23 protein-coding genes, 1 pseudogene and 1 riboswitch are annotated in these 21,776 nt (G+C 45.9%); of the genes and pseudogenes, 13 read left to right on the top strand and 11 right to left on the bottom strand.

Annotated features, from left to right (window positions below):
- Window positions 1-78: 78 nt before the first annotated feature.
- The 4 genes from MBEAL2_RS11185 to MBEAL2_RS11170 all read left to right on the top strand — a co-directional run bounded on the left by MBEAL2_RS11185 (window position 79) and on the right by MBEAL2_RS11170 (window position 3,991).
- On the top strand, window positions 79-1,146 hold the full coding sequence (locus MBEAL2_RS11185; RefSeq protein ID WP_047152381.1) for an FUSC family protein: 1,068 nt from the start codon (window positions 79-81) through the stop codon (window positions 1,144-1,146).
- Window positions 1,147-1,210: 64 nt separating this feature from the next.
- A riboswitch (SAM riboswitch) is annotated at window positions 1,211-1,343 on the top strand.
- A gap of 83 nt (window positions 1,344-1,426) precedes the next feature.
- Window positions 1,427-2,620, top strand: coding sequence for a 2,3-diketo-5-methylthiopentyl-1-phosphate enolase (locus MBEAL2_RS11180; protein ID WP_047152380.1), 1,194 nt, complete (start codon window positions 1,427-1,429; stop codon window positions 2,618-2,620).
- A 1-nt stretch (window position 2,621) separates the two neighbouring features.
- Complete coding sequence (locus MBEAL2_RS11175) at window positions 2,622-3,299, top strand: 2-hydroxy-3-keto-5-methylthiopentenyl-1-phosphate phosphatase (RefSeq protein ID WP_047152379.1); 678 nt, start codon at window positions 2,622-2,624, stop codon at window positions 3,297-3,299.
- Window positions 3,296-3,991, top strand: a complete 696-nt coding sequence (locus MBEAL2_RS11170; protein ID WP_047152378.1) for a methylthioribulose 1-phosphate dehydratase — start codon at window positions 3,296-3,298, stop codon at window positions 3,989-3,991. Before MBEAL2_RS11175 ends, MBEAL2_RS11170 begins: the two co-directional genes overlap by 4 nt.
- A 116-nt stretch (window positions 3,992-4,107) precedes the next feature.
- Here MBEAL2_RS11170 and MBEAL2_RS11165 read toward each other — a convergent pair whose 3' ends face one another.
- The 5 genes from MBEAL2_RS11165 to fabL form a co-directional block, all read right to left on the bottom strand.
- Window positions 4,108-5,877 carry an ABC transporter ATP-binding protein gene (locus MBEAL2_RS11165; RefSeq protein ID WP_152667768.1) on the bottom strand — a complete coding sequence of 590 codons (1,770 nt, stop codon included), beginning with the start codon at window positions 5,875-5,877 and terminating at the stop codon, window positions 4,108-4,110.
- A 70-nt stretch (window positions 5,878-5,947) separates the two neighbouring features.
- The gene (locus tag MBEAL2_RS11160; protein WP_439644851.1) at window positions 5,948-6,478 is read right to left on the bottom strand and encodes a DUF402 domain-containing protein; all 531 of its coding nucleotides are present in this window, start codon (window positions 6,476-6,478) and stop codon (window positions 5,948-5,950) included.
- Between the two features lie 93 nt (window positions 6,479-6,571).
- On the bottom strand, window positions 6,572-6,985 hold the full coding sequence (locus tag MBEAL2_RS11155) for a GNAT family N-acetyltransferase (RefSeq protein ID WP_047152376.1): 414 nt from the start codon (window positions 6,983-6,985) through the stop codon (window positions 6,572-6,574).
- 134 nt (window positions 6,986-7,119) lie between these two features.
- A complete protein-coding gene (locus MBEAL2_RS11150; protein ID WP_047152375.1) occupies window positions 7,120-7,410 on the bottom strand; it encodes a hypothetical protein in 291 nt (96 codons plus the stop codon).
- A 160-nt stretch (window positions 7,411-7,570) separates the two neighbouring features.
- Complete coding sequence (gene fabL / locus MBEAL2_RS11145; protein ID WP_047152374.1) at window positions 7,571-8,323, bottom strand: enoyl-[acyl-carrier-protein] reductase FabL; 753 nt, start codon at window positions 8,321-8,323, stop codon at window positions 7,571-7,573.
- A 204-nt stretch (window positions 8,324-8,527) separates the two neighbouring features.
- On the opposite strand from fabL, the gene MBEAL2_RS11140 reads away from it, so the two are divergent.
- Window positions 8,528-9,136 carry a superoxide dismutase gene (locus MBEAL2_RS11140; protein WP_047152373.1) on the top strand — a complete coding sequence of 203 codons (609 nt, stop codon included), beginning with the start codon at window positions 8,528-8,530 and terminating at the stop codon, window positions 9,134-9,136.
- Between the two features lie 106 nt (window positions 9,137-9,242).
- On the top strand, window positions 9,243-9,923 hold the full coding sequence (locus MBEAL2_RS11135) for a Bax inhibitor-1/YccA family protein (protein ID WP_369405492.1): 681 nt from the start codon (window positions 9,243-9,245) through the stop codon (window positions 9,921-9,923).
- Window positions 9,924-10,076: 153 nt separating this feature from the next.
- On the opposite strand, the pseudogene mutY reads toward MBEAL2_RS11135, so the two are convergent.
- Window positions 10,077-11,185, bottom strand: a pseudogene (mutY, locus tag MBEAL2_RS11130) (A/G-specific adenine glycosylase).
- A gap of 3 nt (window positions 11,186-11,188) precedes the next feature.
- Window positions 11,189-11,515, bottom strand: a complete 327-nt coding sequence (locus MBEAL2_RS11125; protein ID WP_052947666.1) for an MFS transporter — start codon at window positions 11,513-11,515, stop codon at window positions 11,189-11,191.
- Between the two features lie 189 nt (window positions 11,516-11,704).
- Between MBEAL2_RS11125 and MBEAL2_RS11120 the strand changes: the two genes are divergently transcribed.
- Complete coding sequence (locus tag MBEAL2_RS11120; protein WP_047152371.1) at window positions 11,705-12,694, top strand: metal-dependent hydrolase; 990 nt, start codon at window positions 11,705-11,707, stop codon at window positions 12,692-12,694.
- A gap of 121 nt (window positions 12,695-12,815) precedes the next feature.
- Here the strand turns inward: MBEAL2_RS11120 and MBEAL2_RS11115 are convergent, their stop codons facing one another.
- The 3 genes from MBEAL2_RS11115 to MBEAL2_RS11105 form a co-directional block, all read right to left on the bottom strand.
- The gene (locus MBEAL2_RS11115) at window positions 12,816-13,046 is read right to left on the bottom strand and encodes a YneF family protein (protein WP_439644858.1); all 231 of its coding nucleotides are present in this window, start codon (window positions 13,044-13,046) and stop codon (window positions 12,816-12,818) included.
- 93 nt (window positions 13,047-13,139) lie between these two features.
- Window positions 13,140-14,132: a CAP domain-containing protein gene (locus tag MBEAL2_RS29205; protein ID WP_152667766.1), complete on the bottom strand. Its 993-nt coding sequence runs from the start codon at window positions 14,130-14,132 to the stop codon at window positions 13,140-13,142.
- Between the two features lie 166 nt (window positions 14,133-14,298).
- The gene (locus tag MBEAL2_RS11105) at window positions 14,299-15,642 is read right to left on the bottom strand and encodes an MATE family efflux transporter (RefSeq protein WP_047152369.1); all 1,344 of its coding nucleotides are present in this window, start codon (window positions 15,640-15,642) and stop codon (window positions 14,299-14,301) included.
- A gap of 80 nt (window positions 15,643-15,722) precedes the next feature.
- On the opposite strand from MBEAL2_RS11105, the gene MBEAL2_RS11100 reads away from it, so the two are divergent.
- On the top strand, window positions 15,723-16,028 hold the full coding sequence (locus tag MBEAL2_RS11100) for a Rieske (2Fe-2S) protein (protein WP_052947664.1): 306 nt from the start codon (window positions 15,723-15,725) through the stop codon (window positions 16,026-16,028).
- A 135-nt stretch (window positions 16,029-16,163) separates the two neighbouring features.
- Here MBEAL2_RS11100 and MBEAL2_RS11095 read toward each other — a convergent pair whose 3' ends face one another.
- Window positions 16,164-16,490, bottom strand: a complete 327-nt coding sequence (locus tag MBEAL2_RS11095; RefSeq protein ID WP_047152368.1) for a winged helix-turn-helix transcriptional regulator — start codon at window positions 16,488-16,490, stop codon at window positions 16,164-16,166.
- 202 nt (window positions 16,491-16,692) lie between these two features.
- Between MBEAL2_RS11095 and MBEAL2_RS11090 the strand changes: the two genes are divergently transcribed.
- The 5 genes from MBEAL2_RS11090 (at window position 16,693) to MBEAL2_RS11070 (ending at window position 21,754) form a co-directional block, all read left to right on the top strand.
- Complete coding sequence (locus MBEAL2_RS11090) at window positions 16,693-17,892, top strand: MFS transporter (protein WP_047152367.1); 1,200 nt, start codon at window positions 16,693-16,695, stop codon at window positions 17,890-17,892.
- Between the two features lie 260 nt (window positions 17,893-18,152).
- Window positions 18,153-18,701: an RNA polymerase sigma factor SigX gene (locus MBEAL2_RS11085; RefSeq protein ID WP_047152366.1), complete on the top strand. Its 549-nt coding sequence runs from the start codon at window positions 18,153-18,155 to the stop codon at window positions 18,699-18,701.
- Complete coding sequence (locus tag MBEAL2_RS11080) at window positions 18,698-19,894, top strand: anti-sigma factor family protein (protein WP_047152365.1); 1,197 nt, start codon at window positions 18,698-18,700, stop codon at window positions 19,892-19,894. The genes MBEAL2_RS11085 and MBEAL2_RS11080 overlap by 4 nt, the downstream gene beginning before the upstream one ends.
- A gap of 71 nt (window positions 19,895-19,965) precedes the next feature.
- Window positions 19,966-20,928: an ABC transporter ATP-binding protein gene (locus tag MBEAL2_RS11075; protein WP_047152364.1), complete on the top strand. Its 963-nt coding sequence runs from the start codon at window positions 19,966-19,968 to the stop codon at window positions 20,926-20,928.
- Entirely contained in the window at window positions 20,900-21,754 is an 855-nt protein-coding gene (locus MBEAL2_RS11070) for an ABC transporter permease (protein ID WP_047152363.1), read from the top strand. Before MBEAL2_RS11075 ends, MBEAL2_RS11070 begins: the two co-directional genes overlap by 29 nt.
- Window positions 21,755-21,776: the final 22 nt, after the last annotated feature.

Below are 21,776 nucleotides of genomic sequence, written 5' to 3'. Positions count from 1 at the left end.
CCCCTCCCAAGGACCGGTTGCTTTTTTTACAGTCCATGGTAAGATACAGTATTAGCAGACTATATAGACGGAGGGAACATGAGAGTCGGAGCACGCATTATTAAAACCGGAATTGCTCTTATTTTAGCTTTGCTTGTTTGTAAGTGGCTGAAGCTGAATCCGCCTGTTATTGCAGCGATTGCTGCAACGCTAAGCATTCAGCCTACGCTCTATCGCACATGGAAGCAGCTAAGGGAACAGCTTGAGGCAAATGCGATAGGAGCTGTTATCGGCGTTATCGCCACTTATTTTTTAGGTGCACAACCGCTTATTGTTGGGCTGGTTGTTATGATTGTTATTCTTATAAACCTTCGCCTTAAACTAGAGGACAGTCTTGTTCTCAGTATCATTACTGTTATTGCAGTTATGGAAGTATCCACAGGCAACAATCTGCAGCTTGCGTGGAATCGTTTTTTCCTAACCGTGATTGGCATTCTTTCCGCGGCTATCGTTAATGCTGTATTTATTCCACCACACTATGAAAAGCGCTTATTCAACGAAGTTAGCGAGCTTACAGATAAGCTTTCCTTTATGCTTCGGACCCTCGTCCATAACGAGATGGAAGAAAAGGCATTTCGTAAAGAGAAGAACGAAGCGAAGTCAGCCTTTAAAAGTATCGAACAAATTTATGACCTATACATCGAAGAGCGAACCCGCTTTCGCAAAGTGACGTACTCCGGTTCTAAAAAACTTGTTCTATTTAAACAAATGGTTACTGTTTTATATAAAGAAATGGATATGCTACGCACCTTTGAACGGCACATCTATTCTTCATTTACAAATGAGCATTACCTGTTCCCTATGATTAAGCACCAGCTGGTTGAACTTACAGACTATCACAAGAATATACTTATGACGTATAGCGGTGTATTAAAAACAAAAGAAACATGGCAGCTTCCTGAACCAATCATTGAAGAAAACGACCGGGTCCTTCACGAATTTATGCTGCTTTATAAAGAGGTAAAGAGTACACCCGAAGAGCAGGATGATGGACAGTGGAAGCATTTATTTCCGATCGTTGCAGAGATTTTTGAATACGCAAATCAGCTTGAGCACTTAAACAAACTCGTCCATACTTTCCATACTCATCAATCAGAAGAAGACTAGCTTCTATAAAAAAAGATTGACAGACGGATTTTTTCAAATTATCATTTAAGAGATAATTTCATAACGCTTATCGCGAGATGGCTGAGGGACCGGCCCGATGACGCCCGGCAACCGACTTTTTCATTTTTATCTTTATAGAAATGAGCAAGCACGGTGCTAATTCCTGCAGAATGAAAGATCATTCTGGAAGATAAGAACGTTGCCAGAATGCACGGATGGCTCTCTTTCTTTCAGAAAGAGGGCTTTTTTATTTTCCTAGGAAAGTAGGCTGAATAAATTTATGAATGAATATATAACGGTTCGTTATCTGACAGAAGGAAAAGATTTATCTAAAAAAGCAGAAGGGATTGCAGTAGGGATGACGGTTGGCAGCTGGACAGAACTTCCGGCAGCCCGGAAAGAAATGCTGGCCCCTTACCTTGGAAGAGTGGAAGGTGTAACCGTACAGGAAGAGTGCAGCGGAATTCAACGAGGCATTATTTCCATTCAATATCCTGTTGGGAATATTACGCCCGACATTCCGGCTTTATTGACAACCGTGTTCGGCAAGCTTTCAATGGATGGCAAAATTAAGCTGATGGACATTGACTTTCCCCCTTCCCTTCTTTCGCAATTTCCAGGGCCAAAGTTTGGGATTGAAGGCGTTCGAAGCCTGCTCGGCGTTACTGAACGTCCCCTGCTTATGAGTATTTTTAAGTCTTGCCTCGGGCTGCCTCTTCATGAGCTTGAAGAGCAATTCGCCGCCCAGTTGGAAGGCGGAGTCGATCTTGTTAAAGACGATGAAATTTTCTTTGTGGACGATAAAGCTCCCCTGGAAAAAAGATTACAATCATATAACAGAATTAGAGAAAATGCAGGCCGTCCTGTTTTATATGCAGCCAACTTAACCGGCCCTGTCCATCAGCTTATTGATCGGGCAAAATATGCAATTGAAAACGGGGCAAATTGCCTCCTGTTAAATATTCTTCCATACGGTTTTGATATTTTACACCGATTGGCCGCTGATCCTGATATCACTGTTCCCTTAATGGCTCACCCTGCCCTGGCAGGCGCCTTCTCTTCCGCCGCAGAATACGGTATCGCCTCTCCCCTTCTTCTTGGAAAGCTGATGAGGATTGCCGGCGCCGATCTTGTGCTGTTTCCTTCTCCTTACGGCTCGGTTGCACTCGAGCGGAATGAAGCCCTCGCCATTGCCGACAACGTTCGTGCAGAAAATGGTGTACACAGGCCGTCCTTCCCAGTACCTTCTGCAGGCATTCATCCTGCACTTGTACCACAGCTGTATGAAGACTTCGGCACAGATGCCATTATTAACGCCGGCGGTGGAGTCCACGGCCATCCAGGAGGCGCAGCCGATGGTGCCCGAGCGTTCCGCGCGGCGATTGACGCTGTAACGAGCGGAAGAACACTGGCGGATGCGGCAAATGAAAGCCAGCCGCTCGCTGCAGCTTTAAAGAAATGGGGAGGTGCATAAGATGAGCAAAAAAATTGTGATCTTCTGTGACTTCGATGGAACGATAACAGAAAAAGACAACATTATTGACATCATGAAACAGTTTGCACCGCCTGAGTGGGAAACGATCGTTGATGAAATTTTTGCCAAGGAAAGAAGCCTTCGTGACGGCGTTCATAAAATGTTTTCCCTCATTCCAAGCAGCCTAAGGCAGGAAATTACGGACTTTGTCCTGGAAAGGGCCAACGTACGTGAAGGATTTGCTGACTTCGTTGCTTACTGTAAGAAAAACGGCATTGAACTGTTAGTAACAAGCAATGGAATTGACTTCTTCATTAAGCCGATTCTTGCGCCATATGAAAGCGAGATAAATAGAATTTATTGCAACGACAGTGATTTTTCAGATGAAACAATCAACATTATTTATCCTTATCCATGTGATGAGCACTGCGATGTAGACTGTGGCATGTGTAAAACGACCATTATCCGCTCGTACGACAGTGCCAGCTATCTTAAAGTTGTTATCGGTGACAGCATTACAGACCTCGAAGGGGCGAAAATCGCCGATGCTGTCATTGCCCGCTCTTACCTGCAGAAAAAATGCGAAGAACTTAACATTCCTTATTATCCGTTTTCTACGTTTACGGACTGCATACAGGCGCTTGCTGATTTAAAAAATAAAGCGGAGGTTTTGCAATGAGCACTTTTACACATGAGCAACGTCAACAGGCTTTTCACCAGCTTGATCAAGTGAAGCAGACATTTGCCGCCCGGGGCTGGTTTCCCGGTACCAGCGGCAACCTTTCGATAAAAATCAGCTCCGATCCGCTGCTTGTCGCTGTAACAGCAAGCGGCAAAGATAAAACAGTTTCGACCCCTTCCGATTATTTGGTCGTTGATAAGGAGAACCGCCCTTATGAGGCTACAACGTTAAAACCATCGGCCGAAACGCAGGTTCACACTGCTGTTTACCGGAATATTCCTGAAGCAGGCGCTGTTTTCCATGTCCATACGATTTCTAATAATATTATTTCAGAATTGTACGGAGACCAGGGTTATGTATCGCTCCGTGACCAGGAGCTAATTAAAGGTCTCGGTATATGGGAAGAAGGAGCACAAATCCAGGTTCCTATTGTAGAAAACTATGCGGATATCCCTAAGCTCGCAGACGCTGTAGAAGATGTTTTGGATTTGAGAGTTCCCGGAGTTCTTATTCGAAATCATGGGATTTACGCGTGGGGTAAGAATGATTTTGAAGCAAAGAGGCACCTTGAATCGTTTGAGTTCCTTTTCACTTATCACCTGCAGTGGCTGCAGGTTCGCCATCTAGTTGGCAAACAAGCTACTAATCAAACACAGTCCCTCTCTTACCAGGCCGCGACCCAGAAGTAAAGGAGAGTATAAGGAAGGCACCTGCTGCCTTCCTTTTCTACTGCCGTTTAATGCTTTCCTGACTAAAAAAAGAGACCCATCGTAAAAACGAGGATCTCCAGTACTATTCCAGGGTATCATTTGCCTTCATGCGCTAGCTCAGCCCCATCTAAATTCTGCACTGTAAACAATTTATAATAAGAACCATGGCTATTCATTAATTCCTGGTGTGTACCCTGTTCTTTGATTTGTCCATCCTCGATTAAAACAATTTGGTCCGCATGTGTAATTGTCGACAGCCTGTGGGCGACGATAAAGGTCGTGCGGTTGTGTGCAAGCTCTTCCAGAGATTGCTGGATTAAATGCTCGGACTCAAGGTCAAGGGCAGATGTTGCTTCATCCAGAATTAAAACCCGCGGATTTTTTAAAAACACGCGTGCAATCGCAATTCTTTGCTTTTGCCCGCCCGATAGCTTGACACCCCGCTCCCCAATCTCCGTGTCGTATCCCTGCGGCAGCTCCATAATAAAATCATGCGCACTCGCTGCTTTGGCCGCCGCAATTACGTCTTCTTCGCTTGCTTCCGGATTTCCCATCATAATGTTCTCCCGGATGGAATCGCTAAATAAAATATTATCCTGCAGCACGATTCCGATTTGGCTGCGTAAGCTTTTCATTGTCACATCGCGTATATCGTATCCGTCAATCCGCAGGCTTCCCTGCCGAACATCATAGAAACGGGGCAGCAGGCTGATTAGGGAAGACTTTCCTCCCCCGCTGGCGCCGACAAGGGCAATGGTTTTCCCCGGCTCTACCTCAAGGTTAATCCCCTTCAATACGTTATCGCCGCTATCGAGATAACGGAAAGACACATTATCGAATGTTACCTGTCCCTGGATACGCGGCAGCACCACGGCATTCGGTTTATCCTTCACATCGTACTCAGCATCGAAGAACTCGAATACCCTATCCATCGAAGCGTATGCCTGTGTTAATGTAGTCGATGAATTTACCAGCCGGCGCAGCGGTGCATACAGCCTGTCGAGATAAGCGTAAAACGCAACAAGAGCCCCAATGGTTAGATGCCCGTTAATGACCTGATACCCTGCGACCGTAATGACAAGCAGCGGGGAAATGTCCGTAATGGTATTTACAACGGCAAACGTCTTCGCATTCCAGCTCGTATGCTCCAGGGCCCTGTCAAGAAAATTCCTATTGCGCTTATCGAATTGAACCTGCTCATGCTCTTCCAGGGCGAAGCTTTTAATCACAGGGACGCCCTGGACCCTTTCATGCAGGTGCGCCTGCAGTGTTGCAAGCGCCTGGGAGCGCACCTTGGTCAGGCTTCGTAATTTTGAATAGAAGTATTTAACGGAAAAACCGTAGAACGGAAACATGCAAATGGAAACGAGCGTCAGCCACCCATCCATGGAAAACATAATGCCAGCCGCGATGAGGAGCGTGACGAGGTCAAGCCATATGTTCATCAATCCTGTATCGACAAAGCTTTTCGTCTGCTCAACGTCATTCACTACCCGTGAGATGATTTCTCCCGCCTTATGGTTGTGAAAATACCGGAGGGAAAGTTTCTGGATATGGTCAAATGCCTTGTTCCGTATGTCATAAAGCACACGGTTTGACACGGATTGTGCTAAATACTGACGCCAGTATTCAATCGGCCCCCTGACAACGGTGAAAATGATGAATACGGTTCCCATAATGTACAATAAAGTCTTTAATTTTTGCGATGCATCTCCCGGGGAGAGCAGAATATCGTCAACAACGTATTTAAGAAGGAGCGGTAAAATGAGCGGGATTCCGAACTTCATGATTCCGACAACAATCGTTACCATAATCTTCTTCCAATACGGCCTTACAAAAGCCAAATAGCGCTTTATACTGTCCAATTCACCCCCGCCTTTCGTTCTTATAAAAATAGCCAGAATAAAAAACTCCCTTTCATGCAGAAAAGGAGTTTCAGCCGTTCTTTAAATGCAAGTATCTTTCATACCAGCGTTCAACAAAGCCGGGATGAAACGGTCCCCGTCTTTCCTGTATCCAGCCAACAACATCCTGAACTCCTTTATACACCAATTCTACCACGTCCTCAGGATATTTCATCATTCGGCTGTGCAAAGCAAATTCTTCTTTATCCAGAATTGTATAGCTCATGTCGGGATATACCTTTACATCAAGATCATAATCAATGTATGTCACAAGCCCATTGCGCAACGAAAAAGGTGACCCGATATTACAATAATAATAGATGCCATCCGGCCGAATCATAGCAATTGTATTAAACCACTGACCACGGCCAAACGTACAGATAGCCGGTTCGCGCGTCCGCCATTCCCGCCCGTCCGATTCTGTTACCCGAACATTGTCGTTTCCACCGATAAGCACAGCATCGCTTAGGTGAAGCAACAATGTTTTGTCCCATGAGCGATGAAATAACTGGTTATGTTTGAAGCTTTCAATGCGAAGTGGGGTCCCGGGTGACGTCATCACGCTCTCCTTTCTTTCTACGTGGTTTATATACTTATATACTTCCCGTTATTTTTATTCTCTTTCGAAAGAAAATCCTATTATAAACCCATCCGGTTATGATGAGATTTTCTTGGATAATGTAATATACTCCTTTACCTCATACCCCATCGAGCTATAAAAAGGAATCACTTTCTTATTATCCTGGTTTACCATGATAAATACTCTCGTAACACCCTTTTCCTTAAAGCGTTTCTCCAAAGCTTCAACAAGCTTACGGCCAATCCCTAGATTCTGGTAAGCCGGATTAACAGCCAGACGGTAAAAATACCCGCGGGCACCGTCAATCGTTCCAACAATAACACCTGCAACTTTATCCTCATACTCAGCAATCATAACAAGCTCACTGTCCCATGCCAGCTGTTTGGCAAGCGCATCAAGCGTTTCTGTCTCTGTCTGCTCCAGCCCTGTCTCCTGCCATATTGTACTGATGTGAGCGTAATCTCCTAAGCGAAACGAACGTATTAGCACGCCTGTAGCCCCCCTGCTTTTCGTCTCTTCTTATTTTACACTACAACATATAAAATGTCGCTATTTATCATATAGTTGAGCACAACCCCACAAAGAAAACCTGCCCAAGCATGATGCAGGCAGGCAGGTTTTTTTTATTTTTCTTGCAAAAGGACCTGTTGCCATTGGTAAAACATGGCTTCAACTTCTCTTTGCTTTTCCTCTATGCGGTGCTTTTTTTCATCAATTAACTCGATGATGCTAACAATCGCTTCATCCAGCTGTTGGAGTGCGGGAACGTCAATCGTATCTTCTTGAAGAAGGGTTTGGCGTCTATCGTTTAAGTCTATTTTAATCCAGCGGTACGCGGCAAGCAGCTGTCTCTCCTGATCCAAATCATCTGCCATCTTAGCTTCCCACGTTAGTACTTCTTCTAGAGGATACATTATCTTCGCCCTCCCTATTTTATAATTGCAATAATTATATATATATTCAGGAGGGGGGAGAAAACCCTTTCATTTTTATGCTTCTTTGTGAATTTTGTTTGTCATAAAAGGAAGGAAGGCCCAATTTATAAGCGGCCTTCCTGTCCTCCTGCGTATTCTGTTATAAAAGAATCGAAATCCCGCCGTCTACAATCAAAGTCTGCCCGCGGATCATGGAAGCTTCTTCTGAAAGCAAGAACATCACCGCGTTTGCAAGATCATCGGGCGTAACCATCCTGCCGGCAGGGGTCCGGTCCGCTGCATCCGACAGTATTTCCTGACGGTTGGGAAAGTGCTTGAGAGCATCCGTATCCACTGCACCACCCGAAACGGCGTTAACTACGATGTTCTGTGAAGCAAGTTCGGCAGCGAGGTAGCGGGTCAATGATTCAAGTGCAGCCTTTGATACCCCTACGGTTGTATAGTTTGGAATGACACGCTGGGAACCGAGACTGGACAGCCCAACCATCTTTCCTCCCCCGCTTTTTGTCATCAGCTTTGCCGCTTCTTGGGCGCAGAACAGATAAGCCCGGCTGTTTATGTTCAATGTCCAATCCCAGTGTGACTGTTCCAGCTCCATTAATGGCCGCAGCACACCGGAAGCCGCATTGCTGACAAAATAATCGAGTCTGCCAAATTCACGGTCGATTTCCGCGAACATTTCTTTTATCTTTTCTGTTTCAGATACATTCGTTTTTACAAGGTGAACCCGAACGCCCTTCGCTTCAAGTTCAGCAGCCGTCTCTCTGGCCACCGTTCTGTTGCGTAGATAGTTAATTACAAGATCACACCCCTGGTCGGCAAGCCTATGGGCAATGGCCTTGCCTATCCCGCGGGTCCCGCCTGTAATAAGGGCTACTTTTCGTTGCTGCATAATAGATTCTTTCCCTTCTGATTATGTATTCAACAAATTATACCATACCTGCACATGAAATCGAGCAGCAATGCACAACTTAAGAAATGAATGACAGGAGATTTATTATACTTTCTCATCTGTTTAGTATTGAATTATAATGCCAGTACGATATAATGGATTTTGGAAACATTTTCGTACAAACCCACAAGGAGGATTTACGTTATGGCAAAATTTGAATTACCAGCTCTACCTTACTCTTTTGACGCGCTTGAGCCTCATATCGATGCTCAAACAATGGAGATTCACCACGACAGACATCACGCAACATACGTAAACAACCTTAATGCTGCTCTTGAAGGAAACGAACAATTGGCAGGACAGAGCATTGAAGATTTAATGAGAAACATTGACAGCGTTCCTGAAAACATTCGGGGTGCTGTCCGCAACAACGGCGGCGGCCACTACAACCACAGCTTGTTCTGGGAGATTATGAGCCCGAACGGCGGCGGAGAGCCTACTGGTGATGTTGCTCAGGCTATTGAAGCTTTCGGAGGCTTTGATAAGCTGAAAGAAGAATTTGCGAAAGCTGCAGCTACCCGTTTCGGAAGCGGCTGGGCATGGGTTGTTGTTGATGGCGGCAAGCTCGCTATTACAAGCACACCAAACCAGGATAACCCTCTGATGGAAGGAAAAACGCCAATTCTTGGTGTGGACGTATGGGAGCACGCTTACTACTTAAAATATCAAAACAAACGTCCTGATTACGTGTCTGCATGGTGGAACACAGTAAACTGGGATGAAGTGAACAAGCGCTACAACGCAGCGAAATAAAAACAGGAAAGACTCCCTTTGCTTGAACGGGAGTCTTTTTTTACTATGCGGACGCGTATAGTATAATGATAGCAACCTATACTATATAGGAATGGAGGTGTTTACATTGAATATAGCAACCGTTGTTCAGGAACAGCGGCGCTACATGCAGCGCGTATTTTCCTGGATGTTCGTCGGCTTGCTGATGACAGCCGTTGTTTCGTTTCTCCTGAGCAGGAATAATAATGTCATTTCTTATTTCTCCGAGCATCCGTATGGCTTCTTCGGCATTCTTATCGTAGAACTTGTCATGGTGTTTTACCTTTCCGCCAGAATTCATAAACTGTCGGTCACAGCCGCCACGCTGCTTTTCTTTATATATGCTGCATTGAACGGAATTACGTTTTCCCTGCTTTTTTCTATCTATACAGCCGAATCCATCGGTACTACCTTCTTTATTACAGCGGGGATGTTTGGGGCGGTTTCTGTTTACGGATATGTAACAAAACGAGATTTATCCCGTATGGGTTCCATCCTGTTCATGGCACTTATTGGGCTCCTTCTTGCCACGCTCATAAACATATGGCTGCAAAGCAGCGGCTTGTATTGGATCGTCACGTATGCAGGTGTTCTTATTTTTACAGGCCTTACCGCCTATGATGTCCAGAAGATTAAAGAGGGCAACATTATTGGGAACGAGGGCACTGTTGACGATACAAAAGAAGCAATTATTGGAGCGCTCGTCTTATACCTCGATTTTATAAATTTGTTTCTCTATCTGCTGCGAATTTTTGGCAATCGGGACTAATAGCAAATTTCTGCTTAAAACAAAAGCCCTGCGGCAAAATACGCCCAGGGCTTTTGTTTTATACAAGCATTGTTATTTAGCCAGCCTTTTCCTTACGTTTATATTCCATTATATCCCCACCCTTTTTTAGAATAGCGTTGCCTGGAACCCCTCCTAGAGGGCCTCCACTATTTTCTTATGTGAGACAGAGAATGGATACTCTGCCATATTTTCTTGTTCGATCCATCTCATTCGTTCCTTATTCTCCTGGATGCCAGTCTCTATGTCCTGCCCTTCATACTTGCAAGAATACACCTCAAGATTCCACTGCAAATGGGAAAACACATGCGTATGCTCCATTACCTTTTCTCCGGGAACGACCTGGACGCCAAACGTTTCATACACGTATTTGCTCAGCTCTCCCCTCGCACCTTCTCTGTTTGAAACCGGGGTATTCGGAAACTCCCACATGCGGGCGAGCAGGCCTGTATCCGACCTTCTATGGAGAAGGAAGTTTCCATCCTCTCTTTCTATGAGGCGACCGCCATTTCCTGGACACGAACCTGCTTTGCTTTCTTTTTGACAGGGAGGCTCTCCTGCACCCCTTCTTGCCGGGCACGGCAGTGCGCAGCTACCGGGCACACGGCGCAGCGGGGAGAACGCGGAATACAAATTAATGCCCCGAGCTCCATCAGCGCCTGGTTAAAAAACGACGGATTCTGGCGAGCGATAATGTCCCGGATAATATCCTCAAACAGCTTTCTTGTCTTTACCTTCATAATGTCTTCCTCGATTAAAAAAATACGGGACAGCACCCGCATGACGTTACCGTCTACCGCCGGCTCAGGTACGCCGTAGGCAATGCTGAGAATCGCCCCTGCCGTGTAAGGGCCGACCCCCTTAAGCTTATGAATCTCCTCAGGCGTGTCCGGAACGGTACCGCTGTAATTCTCCTGTACTTCTTTTACGGCCGAATGGAGGTTGCGTGCCCTGGAGTAATAGCCAAGCCCTTCCCAGTACTTGTACACTTCTTCTATATCCGCTTCCGCCAAATGACTTATCGTAGGAAAACGCTCCATAAAGCGTTCATAGAAAGGGATAACGGTGTCTACTCTCGTCTGCTGCAGCATAATTTCTGACACCCAGACACGGTACGCATCACGATTTTGCCGCCACGGCAAGTCTCTCTGCTGCCTTTCAAACCAGTATAGAAGTTGATTCTGGAATTCCTGGACAGCGAAGGCTGCTGTATACTGTTTATGCTGTTCTTGCTGCTTTGCCATTTTTTATCCCTCGCTTCTGGTAACAGGGGTGAATGCCCACATATGCAGCTTTTCGCTACCCCCATCAATGCAATCATTAATACTCTGCCAGAAGACGCCGCCTTCTGCCTTCTCTTCACACCGCTTTCTCTTTAGCTTGCGGTACGCCTCTACAGAAGGTACATGAAACATTTCGACAAAAAGATTGGGTTGATCCACCCCTTCGTATACGAAAAAATTCGTCACACCAATTTTTTCCATCGCAAGAGAAAGGTGGCTCACTTTCTCCAAATATTGCCCGCGCATCTCTTCTTTTACTTTATATTCTGCAAACACCTTAACCGCTGTCAATTATTGAATCCTCCTTGAATAAAAAATTATGGATTTTATGTAAAATAGCTAAACTTTTTTCGCAGTATCCTTTATAATAAAGATATCGCTTCGCACCGTGCATGAAAAGGAAAAATTTCAGCCGGTGTGCATATATAAAATAACGAGCCACTAAACTGGCTCACAAGTAGGAATTGGGGGAATTAAAGGTTGGATACAGGTACCCACATTGCTATGGGGTTTGGTCTTGCAGGTCTCGCGTACATGGACCCTGCGGTTGCAGCACAGCCTGAATTGGCGAGTGCCGTGCTGTTAGGGACGTTAATTGGTTCTCAGGCACCTGATATTGACACTGTGTTGAAGTTAAAGGGAAATGCTACGTACATTCGCAATCATCGCGGGCGTTCCCACTCGATTCCGGCTCTTCTTATTTGGACCGGTTTAATTAGCGGAGGCGTATATTTGTTCCACCCGGGTATTTCATTTCTGCACTTGCTTTTATGGACCCTGCTGGCCGTCGTTGTTCACGTTTCCATCGATTTGTTTAATTCGTATGGAACACAGGCGGGGCGCCCGTTTACAAAGCGGTGGATCGCATTAAACGTCATTAATATTTTTGACCCGTTTATTATGGGAATTCACATCCTTGGCTTCCTTTTCTGGGAGGCAGGTCTGCACCCGGGACACATATTCAGCGTGGTGTACGCCGTCATGCTTACTTATATTGTACAGCGCGTCGTTGCATACCGCAGGCTGCTTACTTACGTTAAAGCAAACCTTGGTGAAGAAGGCCACTATATTCTCCAGCCTACGATTCGCTGGACCCGCTGGGGAATCGTCGCGGATACGGCAGCCGCTTATTACGTAGGTGAATTGAGAAATAAAGAGATTATATGGCACGATACTTTTTATAAAAAAGATGAGAATACGATAATTGAGAAAGCGAAAGCGGATGAGAATGTGCAAGCTTTTCTCTCATTCACCCGCCATCCTCATGTATATACAGCAAAACGTGAATTCGGATATGAAGTTCGGTGGATCGATTTGCGATACCGGACGAAAACACATTATGCCTTCGTTGCTATCGTTCACCTTGATGAGCAGTTAAACATTCTCACTTCCTATACAGGATGGGAATACCGCGAACATAAAATCGAAGAAAAGCTCCTTGTTCCTGAATTGGCTCTCGAAAAATCATAACCCACAAGCGCATTGCCCAGTTACTTTTGTATCGATGGCAATGCGCTTTTTTATTGTTCCCACAAATGAAAAAGGCTGCGGACATGAACCCACAGCCTTTCTAAATACCAATATACCGGAACTAGTATTTTTTCTTCTTTGGTGCTCCCGGCTTTGTATTCTGCATTCTCCGGGTCATCTGGTTCAATTGCTTCTGATTCAAATTCATGCCCATTGAACGGGCGATTTGTTGAAGCTGCTTTTCATCCATCTGCATGTTTGTCATCTGGCGCTTCAAATACCAGACGCCGATGGAGAATCCTCCCACCAATCCTACGACCAGCGTTAGGATAGGAATAATATAATTCCACATAGACATAGTACTCGTCCCTTCCACTCATAAATTACAGGCAATCAAATGATATTTTACTTGGCTTAAGGGAACTTGTCAAAGAGCAATTTTACTTTACGGTGTGTAAAAGTGCTGTGTATAATACGTGCTGTATACGCCGGCACCGAGTTTTTTGAACGATGGGTTCAGCAGGCTCTTCCGGTGCCCTGTGCTGTTCATCCATCCAAACACCGCCTCAATACTGTCCGTATACCCCATTGCAATGTTTTCTGCCGCAACGCTGTATTTAATTTTTTCCGCAGCCATCAAGTCGAATGGTGAACGGCCATCAAACAATGTATGAGAAAAATATTTGTGCACACTCATATCTTTACTATGCTTGTAAGAAGACAGTGCCGCTTGTGAACTCCAGGTCAGTCCAGGCACCTTTTTCTTCATACGTTCAACATTGCTTAGCAGCAGAATTTCCTCGGCTCCCTGCTTGTTTACGGCTGCAGCATCTGTAGTAAAGACAGGGATAGTAGGACGTTTTACATACTGGTACGTATACCCAAAGTATTTTTTATAAACGAGTTCTTCAGGATTGACAACGCGAAGGCCGAGAAGTTTATTCCCATCCAGCGTGTCGTAGTAGGCGATCAGCGCCTGCGAGCCTGCTTTGTAGAGCACTTTCTCTGTCCCAGTATTTTGGAAGGAGAACATGGCGTTGAAGACACTCCATTGCGGGCGGGATGTATACGCTAGCTTCTTCTGCACCTCGCCTCTCGTCATGCCAATCTTTATTCCGTTATATTGCATGGATGGGTAACTGGTGAAAAGCTCAACAACCTTTCCATTGCGGTACCCAATCCAATCGTTATCATAAATCCACCATTTCGTTTCCTTTATTCCTGTATCAAACCGCTTCGGCATCCCCGCTCTTGCCTTCACTGTCTCCCATTTATCACCCAGGTTTGCCTTAAAGCTCGAAGAAGTGACCGTAGCCACGTTCGTAACGTTTTCACTTGTATCCTGTGTACCGGCTATCGGAGAGCCTGTCCACACTCCGAACGTAAATGCGGCGGTTAAGGCTGCCAACGATATCGTCACTTTTCGCGCTAATCTCAACTCTAAACAACTCCCTAATTTGTCTTTTTATAAAAAAAGCGTTCCTAACCCCGAAAACCAAGGTCAGTGAACGCTTCTTTAGTAAATCGTACCATTTAATCCGAAACATGTCTACAATGACCAGCGACCCAATTTCTCGCCGCCTCTATATGCTCATCGTCACATTTTACCTGTTCTGTAAAATCCTTATCCTGCGCCACTGTCCCCACCTGTAATACGCAACCGCAAATAGGGCGCTAATGATGAAGCTGGTCCCCATCCCATAGGCGATTCCTTGCTCTCCAACAAATTTGGAGAAGAAGGCGGTAAGCGGGTAGCGCAGCACCCAGAATGAAATAAAATTAAGCAGCAGAATCTGCATCATACCGCCGGCTCCGCGAATAATTCCGTTCAATATAAAATTAATCCCCAGAAAAGGATAGAAAAAGCAAACGGTAGATAGGTAAAGGGTCCCGAATGAAATAGACTTCGGGTTGTCGACAAATAAGTTAAGCAGCATAGGGGCGGTAAAGTAAACGGCAAGCGCGATGACAAGAGAAACGCTAATAATTAAAATAATTCCGCTGCGCGTTATCTCACCGACCCGCTCCCACTTCCCGGCTCCGATGTTTTGGCCGGCCATACTGTTTACCGCTGAGCCGAGTGTAACAATCGGGAGCATAATGAGGCTGTCCATCCGCTGGGATGCGCCAAATCCTGCGACAACATCAGCTCCAAAGGCGTTTACAACACTCATAATGGCAATCATTCCGCCTGAGATAACCATCATCTGCAGGCCGGCCGGAACTCCCAGTCTAAAGATAGCCAGGGCGTACTGCCTGGAAGGAATATGCGGCCGGACAAACGGGATCGCCCCTGTTCTCCGTGTATAGATGAGCGCGTAAACAAAGGAGAAACCCTGGGAGATAATCGTTGCTATCGCTGCGCCTACAATTCCCCAGCCAAAATAAGAAATAAACAGCGGGGCAAGAACCGTATTCAGCAGCACTGCCATAAAAACAAAGCGGATCGGCGTTCTGCTGTCCCCCAGCGCACGCAGTACCGTACCGATGAAGTTATAGCCGAACAAAAAAACAATGCCAATAAAGTTTACCTGCAGATACTGGGTGGCAAGAGAATGTATAGCCTTCGGTGTTCCAATCAGGTTCAAAATATGCGGGGAGAAAATGTACCCGAGAACCCCGATTCCGGCGGATAAAATAGCGAATACAACAACGAAGGCATTTAACGATTCCTTTAGGCCCTCCTCATCCCCCGCTCCCTTCCGCTGGGCAAGGATCGTGAGGGTGGCCCCATTCATCCCAATAATAAAGGAAAGCATGGTGAATACGACACTTGCGGACACAGATACAGAAGCAAGGGCATCCGATCCAAGCAAATTCCCAACCCACAGGCTGTCAATGAACTGGTACGATGTCTGCAGCACATTTGTAAGAAATATCGGAAAGGAATACACAGCCATCTGGCGCATGATATTCCCTTCCGTAAAGTCCATAAGCTTTGCGGCCATTTTGTTTCCTTCTTTCTCTGCAACACTTATTTCTTCATCATACCATCATACCACCGTAAGAGGTGATAAGGAGTGTTTCAATGCGCTATTATATCGGAAAAGTGGATGGGCTCAGGTCCTCCCAGATTATTGAACTCGGAGGGCTTGTCGAAATTCTGGTGCTTAAGCATAATGGAAAAGTATATGCGAGTCAGAAGGAATGCATACACGCGGGAGCCAGCCTGGCTCGCGGAATTATTAGGGATCATTGTCTTGTCTGCCCGGCACACGGCTGGGCGTTCAACTTAGAGACGGGAATCGATGAAACAGGACAGGCTGAGCCCTTGGAAAAGCAGGTCATGTTTCCCGTTAGCATGGAAGGCGATGATGTGTACGTTGATTTTTGAAAATAATACGATGCCAGGGACGAAATTAAATATCTTTATCATCGAACATCTATAACTTTTACTAAATTAGAAAAGTGCAACCTCTCCACATGAATCATAAGAAGTTGCACTTTTTGTTACTGATAAATTTATTATTTAATTTAAAACTTCCTGACCCGTCAATTTAATATGACCTTCTCCCCAACTGCACATCGCATCCAAAATGGGACGAAGAGACCAGCCATACTCTGTTAAAGAGTAAACGACTTTCGGCGGAACCTGGTCAAAAACCATACGGTTCACGACGCCATCCTCCTCCAGTTCCCGCAACTGCTGGGTCAGCATTTTTTGCGTGATACCAGGCATGAGCCTTTTCAATTCACTCGTTCGTTTTTCCCCTTTAATCAGGTGACACATAATGACGACTTTCCACTTTCCTCCGATGACATCAAGTGTAGCTTCTACGGGAATATTATAAGCCATTTTAGCTCCCCCTTTATTTCTTATAGGTACTTTAAAGTACCTACATTACTTTAAAGTACGTACTATCCTTTCTATTTTACATGTTTCATAATAACGTTCATAGAGGCAGCGTGATAAAAATTTGAAAGGCGCCAACTCACGCTGTCCATAAGTGACACATCTTGAAATTACACATTTTAAAAAGGATAAGGGGGATTCTTTTATGAGTTCAACTGCTATAAGAGCTCAAGAAAAAAAAGGCGGTGCCGCCGCGTTAATGGCACTGGCGATTAGTGCATTTGGAATTGGTACGACGGAATTCGTACCAGTAGGATTACTTTCTTCGTTAGCTGATGATTTAAGTATTTCAATTACTTTAGCCGGTTTATTAATATCTGGTTATGCAATAGGTGTTGCTATCGGAGCACCAGTCCTTACGGCTTTAACAAACAAAATGAACAGAAAAACATTATTAATGTTATTGATGATTGTTTTTATTGTTGGTAACTCAGTCGCTGCTTTGTCGACAAGTTTCGTATTGTTGTTAGTGGCAAGATTCATTACTGCATTTTCTCACGGGGTATTCTTCTCCATCGGCTCAACGATAGCAGCAGACGTAGTTCCTGAAAACAAACGGGCTAGCGCCATCGCATTTATGTTCACTGGGTTAACCGTTGCAACTGTAACAGGTGTTCCACTGGGTACATTTATTGGTCAAGCATTTGGATGGAGAGCGACATTCTGGTGTGTTGCAATGTTAGGTGTAATTGCTATTATTGCAAGTGCCATTCTAGTTCCTAAAAATCTTAAACAAGCACCACCATCTAAATTAAACGACAACTTTAAAATCATAACAAACGGTCCATTACTTCTAGCCTTTGCAATTACAGCTTTAGGATACGGCGGTACTTTTGTAGCGTTTACTTATCTTGCACCCATCTTAGAAGATATTACAGGTTTCGCACCAGGCGCTGTCAGTATCATCTTACTTGTATATGGTGCTGCTGTTGCTATTGGCAATACGATTGGTGGTAAGGCTGCCAATAAAAACCCGTTAAAAGCCTTATTTTGGATGTTTTTAATGCAAGCAGTTGTACTCGTTATTCTAACATTCACAGCACCATTCAAAGTGGCAGGAATTATTACAATATTCTTCTTAGGTTTACTAGCTTTCATGAACGTGCCTGGGTTACAAATTTATGTTGTTCAATTAGCTGAAAAGTATGTACCTTCGGCAGTTGATGTTGCATCTGCTTTAAATATCGCAGCGTTTAACGTAGGAATTGCAATCGGAGCTTTTGTTGGAGGACTTATCGTTGATTCAATCGGATTAATTCATACACCTTGGATTGGCGGAGTTATGGTGCTTGGGGCTGTACTTCTTACACTATGGAGTTCGGCTTTGGAAAGACGTAGTTTTTAGATTTGATTAATTTATTCAATTAACAGAAAAATATACCAGGCGCTGGACTTGGTATATTTTTTTCAGTTTATAAGCATAGCATTATTTTTCTTCATTCCTTTTACTGGGTATCTTACACTCTCATCGTAGCATACCGGGGGATGGTTTCCACTCTGTTTGAATAGGTGTCATAATCTATTCATAACTTTATTGCAATTGTGTCACAAAACACTGGCGGGCGGTGTCTATAAAGTGAAACACTTGAGAAAGGAGGCGGGGAAATGGAGGTTCAGATGGCATTCAGAAAAAGCGAGGAACAGAGCGCAGCAGGCGATTTATCGTTTCAGGACTTATTTAAAGCATATTATCCGCACGTTGTACGGCAAATTGTGCGCATCGTCCACGACCAGGCACGCGCCGAAGATATTGCCCAGGATGTCTTTCTTCAGTTCTATCACACTGACCGCACCCGCATTGAAAATATTCCTGCCTGGCTGGCAAAGGTATCTCTGCATGCGGCTTATAATGAGATTCGCTCGGAAAAAAGGCGGCTGCAACGGGACGAAAAGGAAGTGAACCCATTATGTACATACAGCCTGTCGTCCGAAGAAACGTGGCTGCAAAAAGAGGAGATCCATACCGTGCGTGAAGTGCTAACGGAAATGGACGAACGGGACCGTGTTCTGCTGTTAATGAAATATTCCGGATTTAATTACCGGGAACTCGCGAAAGCAATCGATGTAGAAAATGGCTCAGTTGGTACACTGCTCGCCCGCGCAAAAACGAAGTTTTCCAAACTGTACAAGAAAATGAGGGGGGATTACCAATGAAATGCCAGGATCCTGGATTTATCCAGGCATATCTCGACGGCGAGATCAACCGGGAACAGCGTAAGGAATTCACCCGCCACCTCGATGAATGCGTACAATGCCACGCAATGGTAGGTGAAGCAAACCGGCTGGACAGCTGGGTGCGCCTTACCCTTGATGAAAGCTTTTCAAACACGGAAACAGAACTGATCCATACAGAAGCGGCCTGGCAACGCTTTGAACAGCGGCTAACGGAAACGGCGAGTCTGCACCAGACTGACGGGCACGGCCGCGAACGAAAAGAAACAAAAAGGAGCTGGCGAACAATGAAAAAAACATATAAAAAATGGCTGGCAGGCACAGCCGCTGCGGCCGTACTGGCGGGTTCTCTAAGCATTCCGCAGGTACAGGCGGCCGCAAACAATCTGCTCTCCATCTTCCGCGTAAATAAGGTAGAGCTTGTGAAGCTGACGAACTCGGACCTGCGTGACATCGAAACCTGGATGGTTTCCGGTGAGCCCGGCACGAAAGAAATCAAGGGCATCGGAAAAATGTGGCTTGATGAAGAAACACAGGATCACCACCAGCAGAACTTCGAAACTGTGGAAGAAGCGAAAAAAGCCGGGTATACGACACCTAAAGCTCCTAAAGGCTACAAAACCGAAAACATCATCATCGAACCAAAGTATACTTTAAATGTACAGCTGGATACAGAAAAAGCGAATAAGCTGCTGAAGCAAATGAACACCGGAACCCAGTTCGACAGCAAACTGGACGGTAAACAGTTTGCTATTACCGTGCCGCGCTCCATCCGTACGAGTTTTACGTCCGCGTCCAGAACTGATGGGAATCCGTGGAAAGATCTTTCTTATACCGTTGTGGATGCGCCACAAATGAAGGTGCCAGACAACATAGATTTAGAGCAGGTTCGCACAACCGTTCTCTCCCTCCCCTTCATCCCGGAAAATGTGAGACAGCAGTTGGCCGGCATTCAAGACTGGCAGCACACCCTGCCTTTCCCTTATGTTGAGGATGAGAAAAATAAAACCCGGGAGGCGAGCATTCAAGGTGTCAAAGGTGTTGTTTACGAGTCGGAGCACGAAACGTTTATTATCTGGCAGAAGGACGGAAAGCTGCGCCAACTGACCGCGTACGATACCCGCACGAACAAGCATACTGACGTACTGATTGATATCGCTAACCAGCTACAATAAAGGCAAAACGAAGAAGAGCGGCTATTCCTGCGGAAGGCGGCTCTCTTCGCGTGTCAGAAGGAGAAAACCCTATGAATGACTATGTGATTGAAACGCAGGGATTAACGAAGCAGTACGGCGGAAAAGCCGGCTGCCGGGATATTACGCTTCAGGTGCCGCGCGGCGTTGTTTTCGGCTTTCTCGGCCCCAACGGAGCCGGAAAAAGCACATTCGTCCGCACGATGCTCGGACTCTTACACCCTACAGGAGGCAGCGCCACCATGCTCGGCCGGCCAATCGGCACTGTTTCAGCGCGCACACGGATTGGCTATCTTCCCGAATTATTCCGCTATCCCGACTGGCTGACAGGCCGCCAGCTGCTTGAAACGCACGCTGGTATATGCAGGCTGCCGCGCTCGGAACGAAAAAAGCGAATCAATGTCTTACTGGCCCGCGTCGGGCTGGACGGGCGAGGTGACGAAAAAATACGCGGCTATTCGAAAGGCATGCAGCAGCGCATCGGGATTGCCTGTGCCCTTCTGCCCGATCCGGAGCTTATTTTTCTTGACGAGCCGACCTCGGCTCTTGACCCAATCGGGCGCCGGGAAGTGCGAGAATTGATGAACGAGCTGCGCAACGAAGGGAAAACCGTGTTTCTAAACAGCCACCTCCTAAGTGAAGTTGAAAATGTATGTGACCATGTCGCCATCATACATAAAAGCGAACTCGTTGTGCAGGGAGAGTGGCGCAGCCTGTCTGCCGTGAAAGCAGAGGTGGAAATTACCGCTGCTTCCCTGCCTGATCACGTTTGGAGCAGTGTTTCTTCCTTTATTGTTGATAAGAAAAAGCTCTCATCCTCTCACGGGAAAGACACCTGGCTCGTTACTCTCCATAATGAAGAGCACATTCCAGCCCTCGTTCAGCGGTTTACTTCGCATGGTGCTCTGCTGTACCAGGTAACGCCGAAGCAGCAGCATTTGGAAGATGTATTTATGTACTGGGTTAACCGAAAGGAGCAGGAAACCTATGTGGGTGATCGCCAAATTATCCTGTAAAGAAATACTATACAAGCGGATTTTTCTCATTACCGCACTGGCAAGCCTTGCCTTCCTGCTTTTCTATGCCATCGCTACTCATTTCGCGGCTGGAGAAGTGGCTCAGCAGTCGAATAACGACGTCATGATGCGGAGCTTCTATACCACTCAGTTTCTTGGCATCGGCCTTTATTTTGCCGCGTTTATTACCGCCCTGCTTGCGATTCTAAGCAGTGTCAGCAGCATATCAGGGGAAATTGAAAGCCATCAAATCGATACGTGGCTGGCCCGTCCCCTTCCCCGTCGCTCCATCATTCTCGGCAAGTTTGCCGGTCTCAGCCTGCTGCTTGCGCTTTATGCTGCCTTTTTATTCTCAGGCATTATTTCAATTAATCAATTAATCGGCGGAGAAGCATTGAAGGTGGATATAACCGGAAGCCAGTTTATAAAATCACTGGGAATTTTCATGCTGGAGCCCGTCATTCTCGTAGCGGTCGCTCTTTTCTTCAGCAGCATGATAACAACGATTAACGGCGGTGTCATTATGATTATCCTGTATGGAATCAGCTTTATCGGCGGGTTTGTCGAGCAATTCGGTGTTTTAATCGAGAAGCCAGCCCTGCAGGACATCGGGATTGCGTCCAGCCTGCTGTTCCCTGTGGATTCCCTGTTTCGCAAAATGATGGTGTGCCTGTTTGATACAGCCGACAGCCCGTTTTCTTTTGCCGCCCAGGGGATGTTTGGAAGCCTTTCTGAGCCAAGCGGTGCCATGATGGTGTATACCGCCCTGTATGCGATGACCGCACTCTGGCTGGCCGTCCGCAACTTCACTGTACGTGACGTCTAAAAAAGAACAGCAAAAAAGCGCA

The sequence above is a fragment of the Aneurinibacillus tyrosinisolvens genome (genome assembly GCF_001015055.1).
In the GTDB taxonomy this organism is placed as follows: Bacteria; Bacillota; Bacilli; order Aneurinibacillales; family Aneurinibacillaceae; genus Aneurinibacillus_A; species Aneurinibacillus_A tyrosinisolvens.
This window is presented reverse-complemented; position numbering and strand designations above follow the sequence as displayed.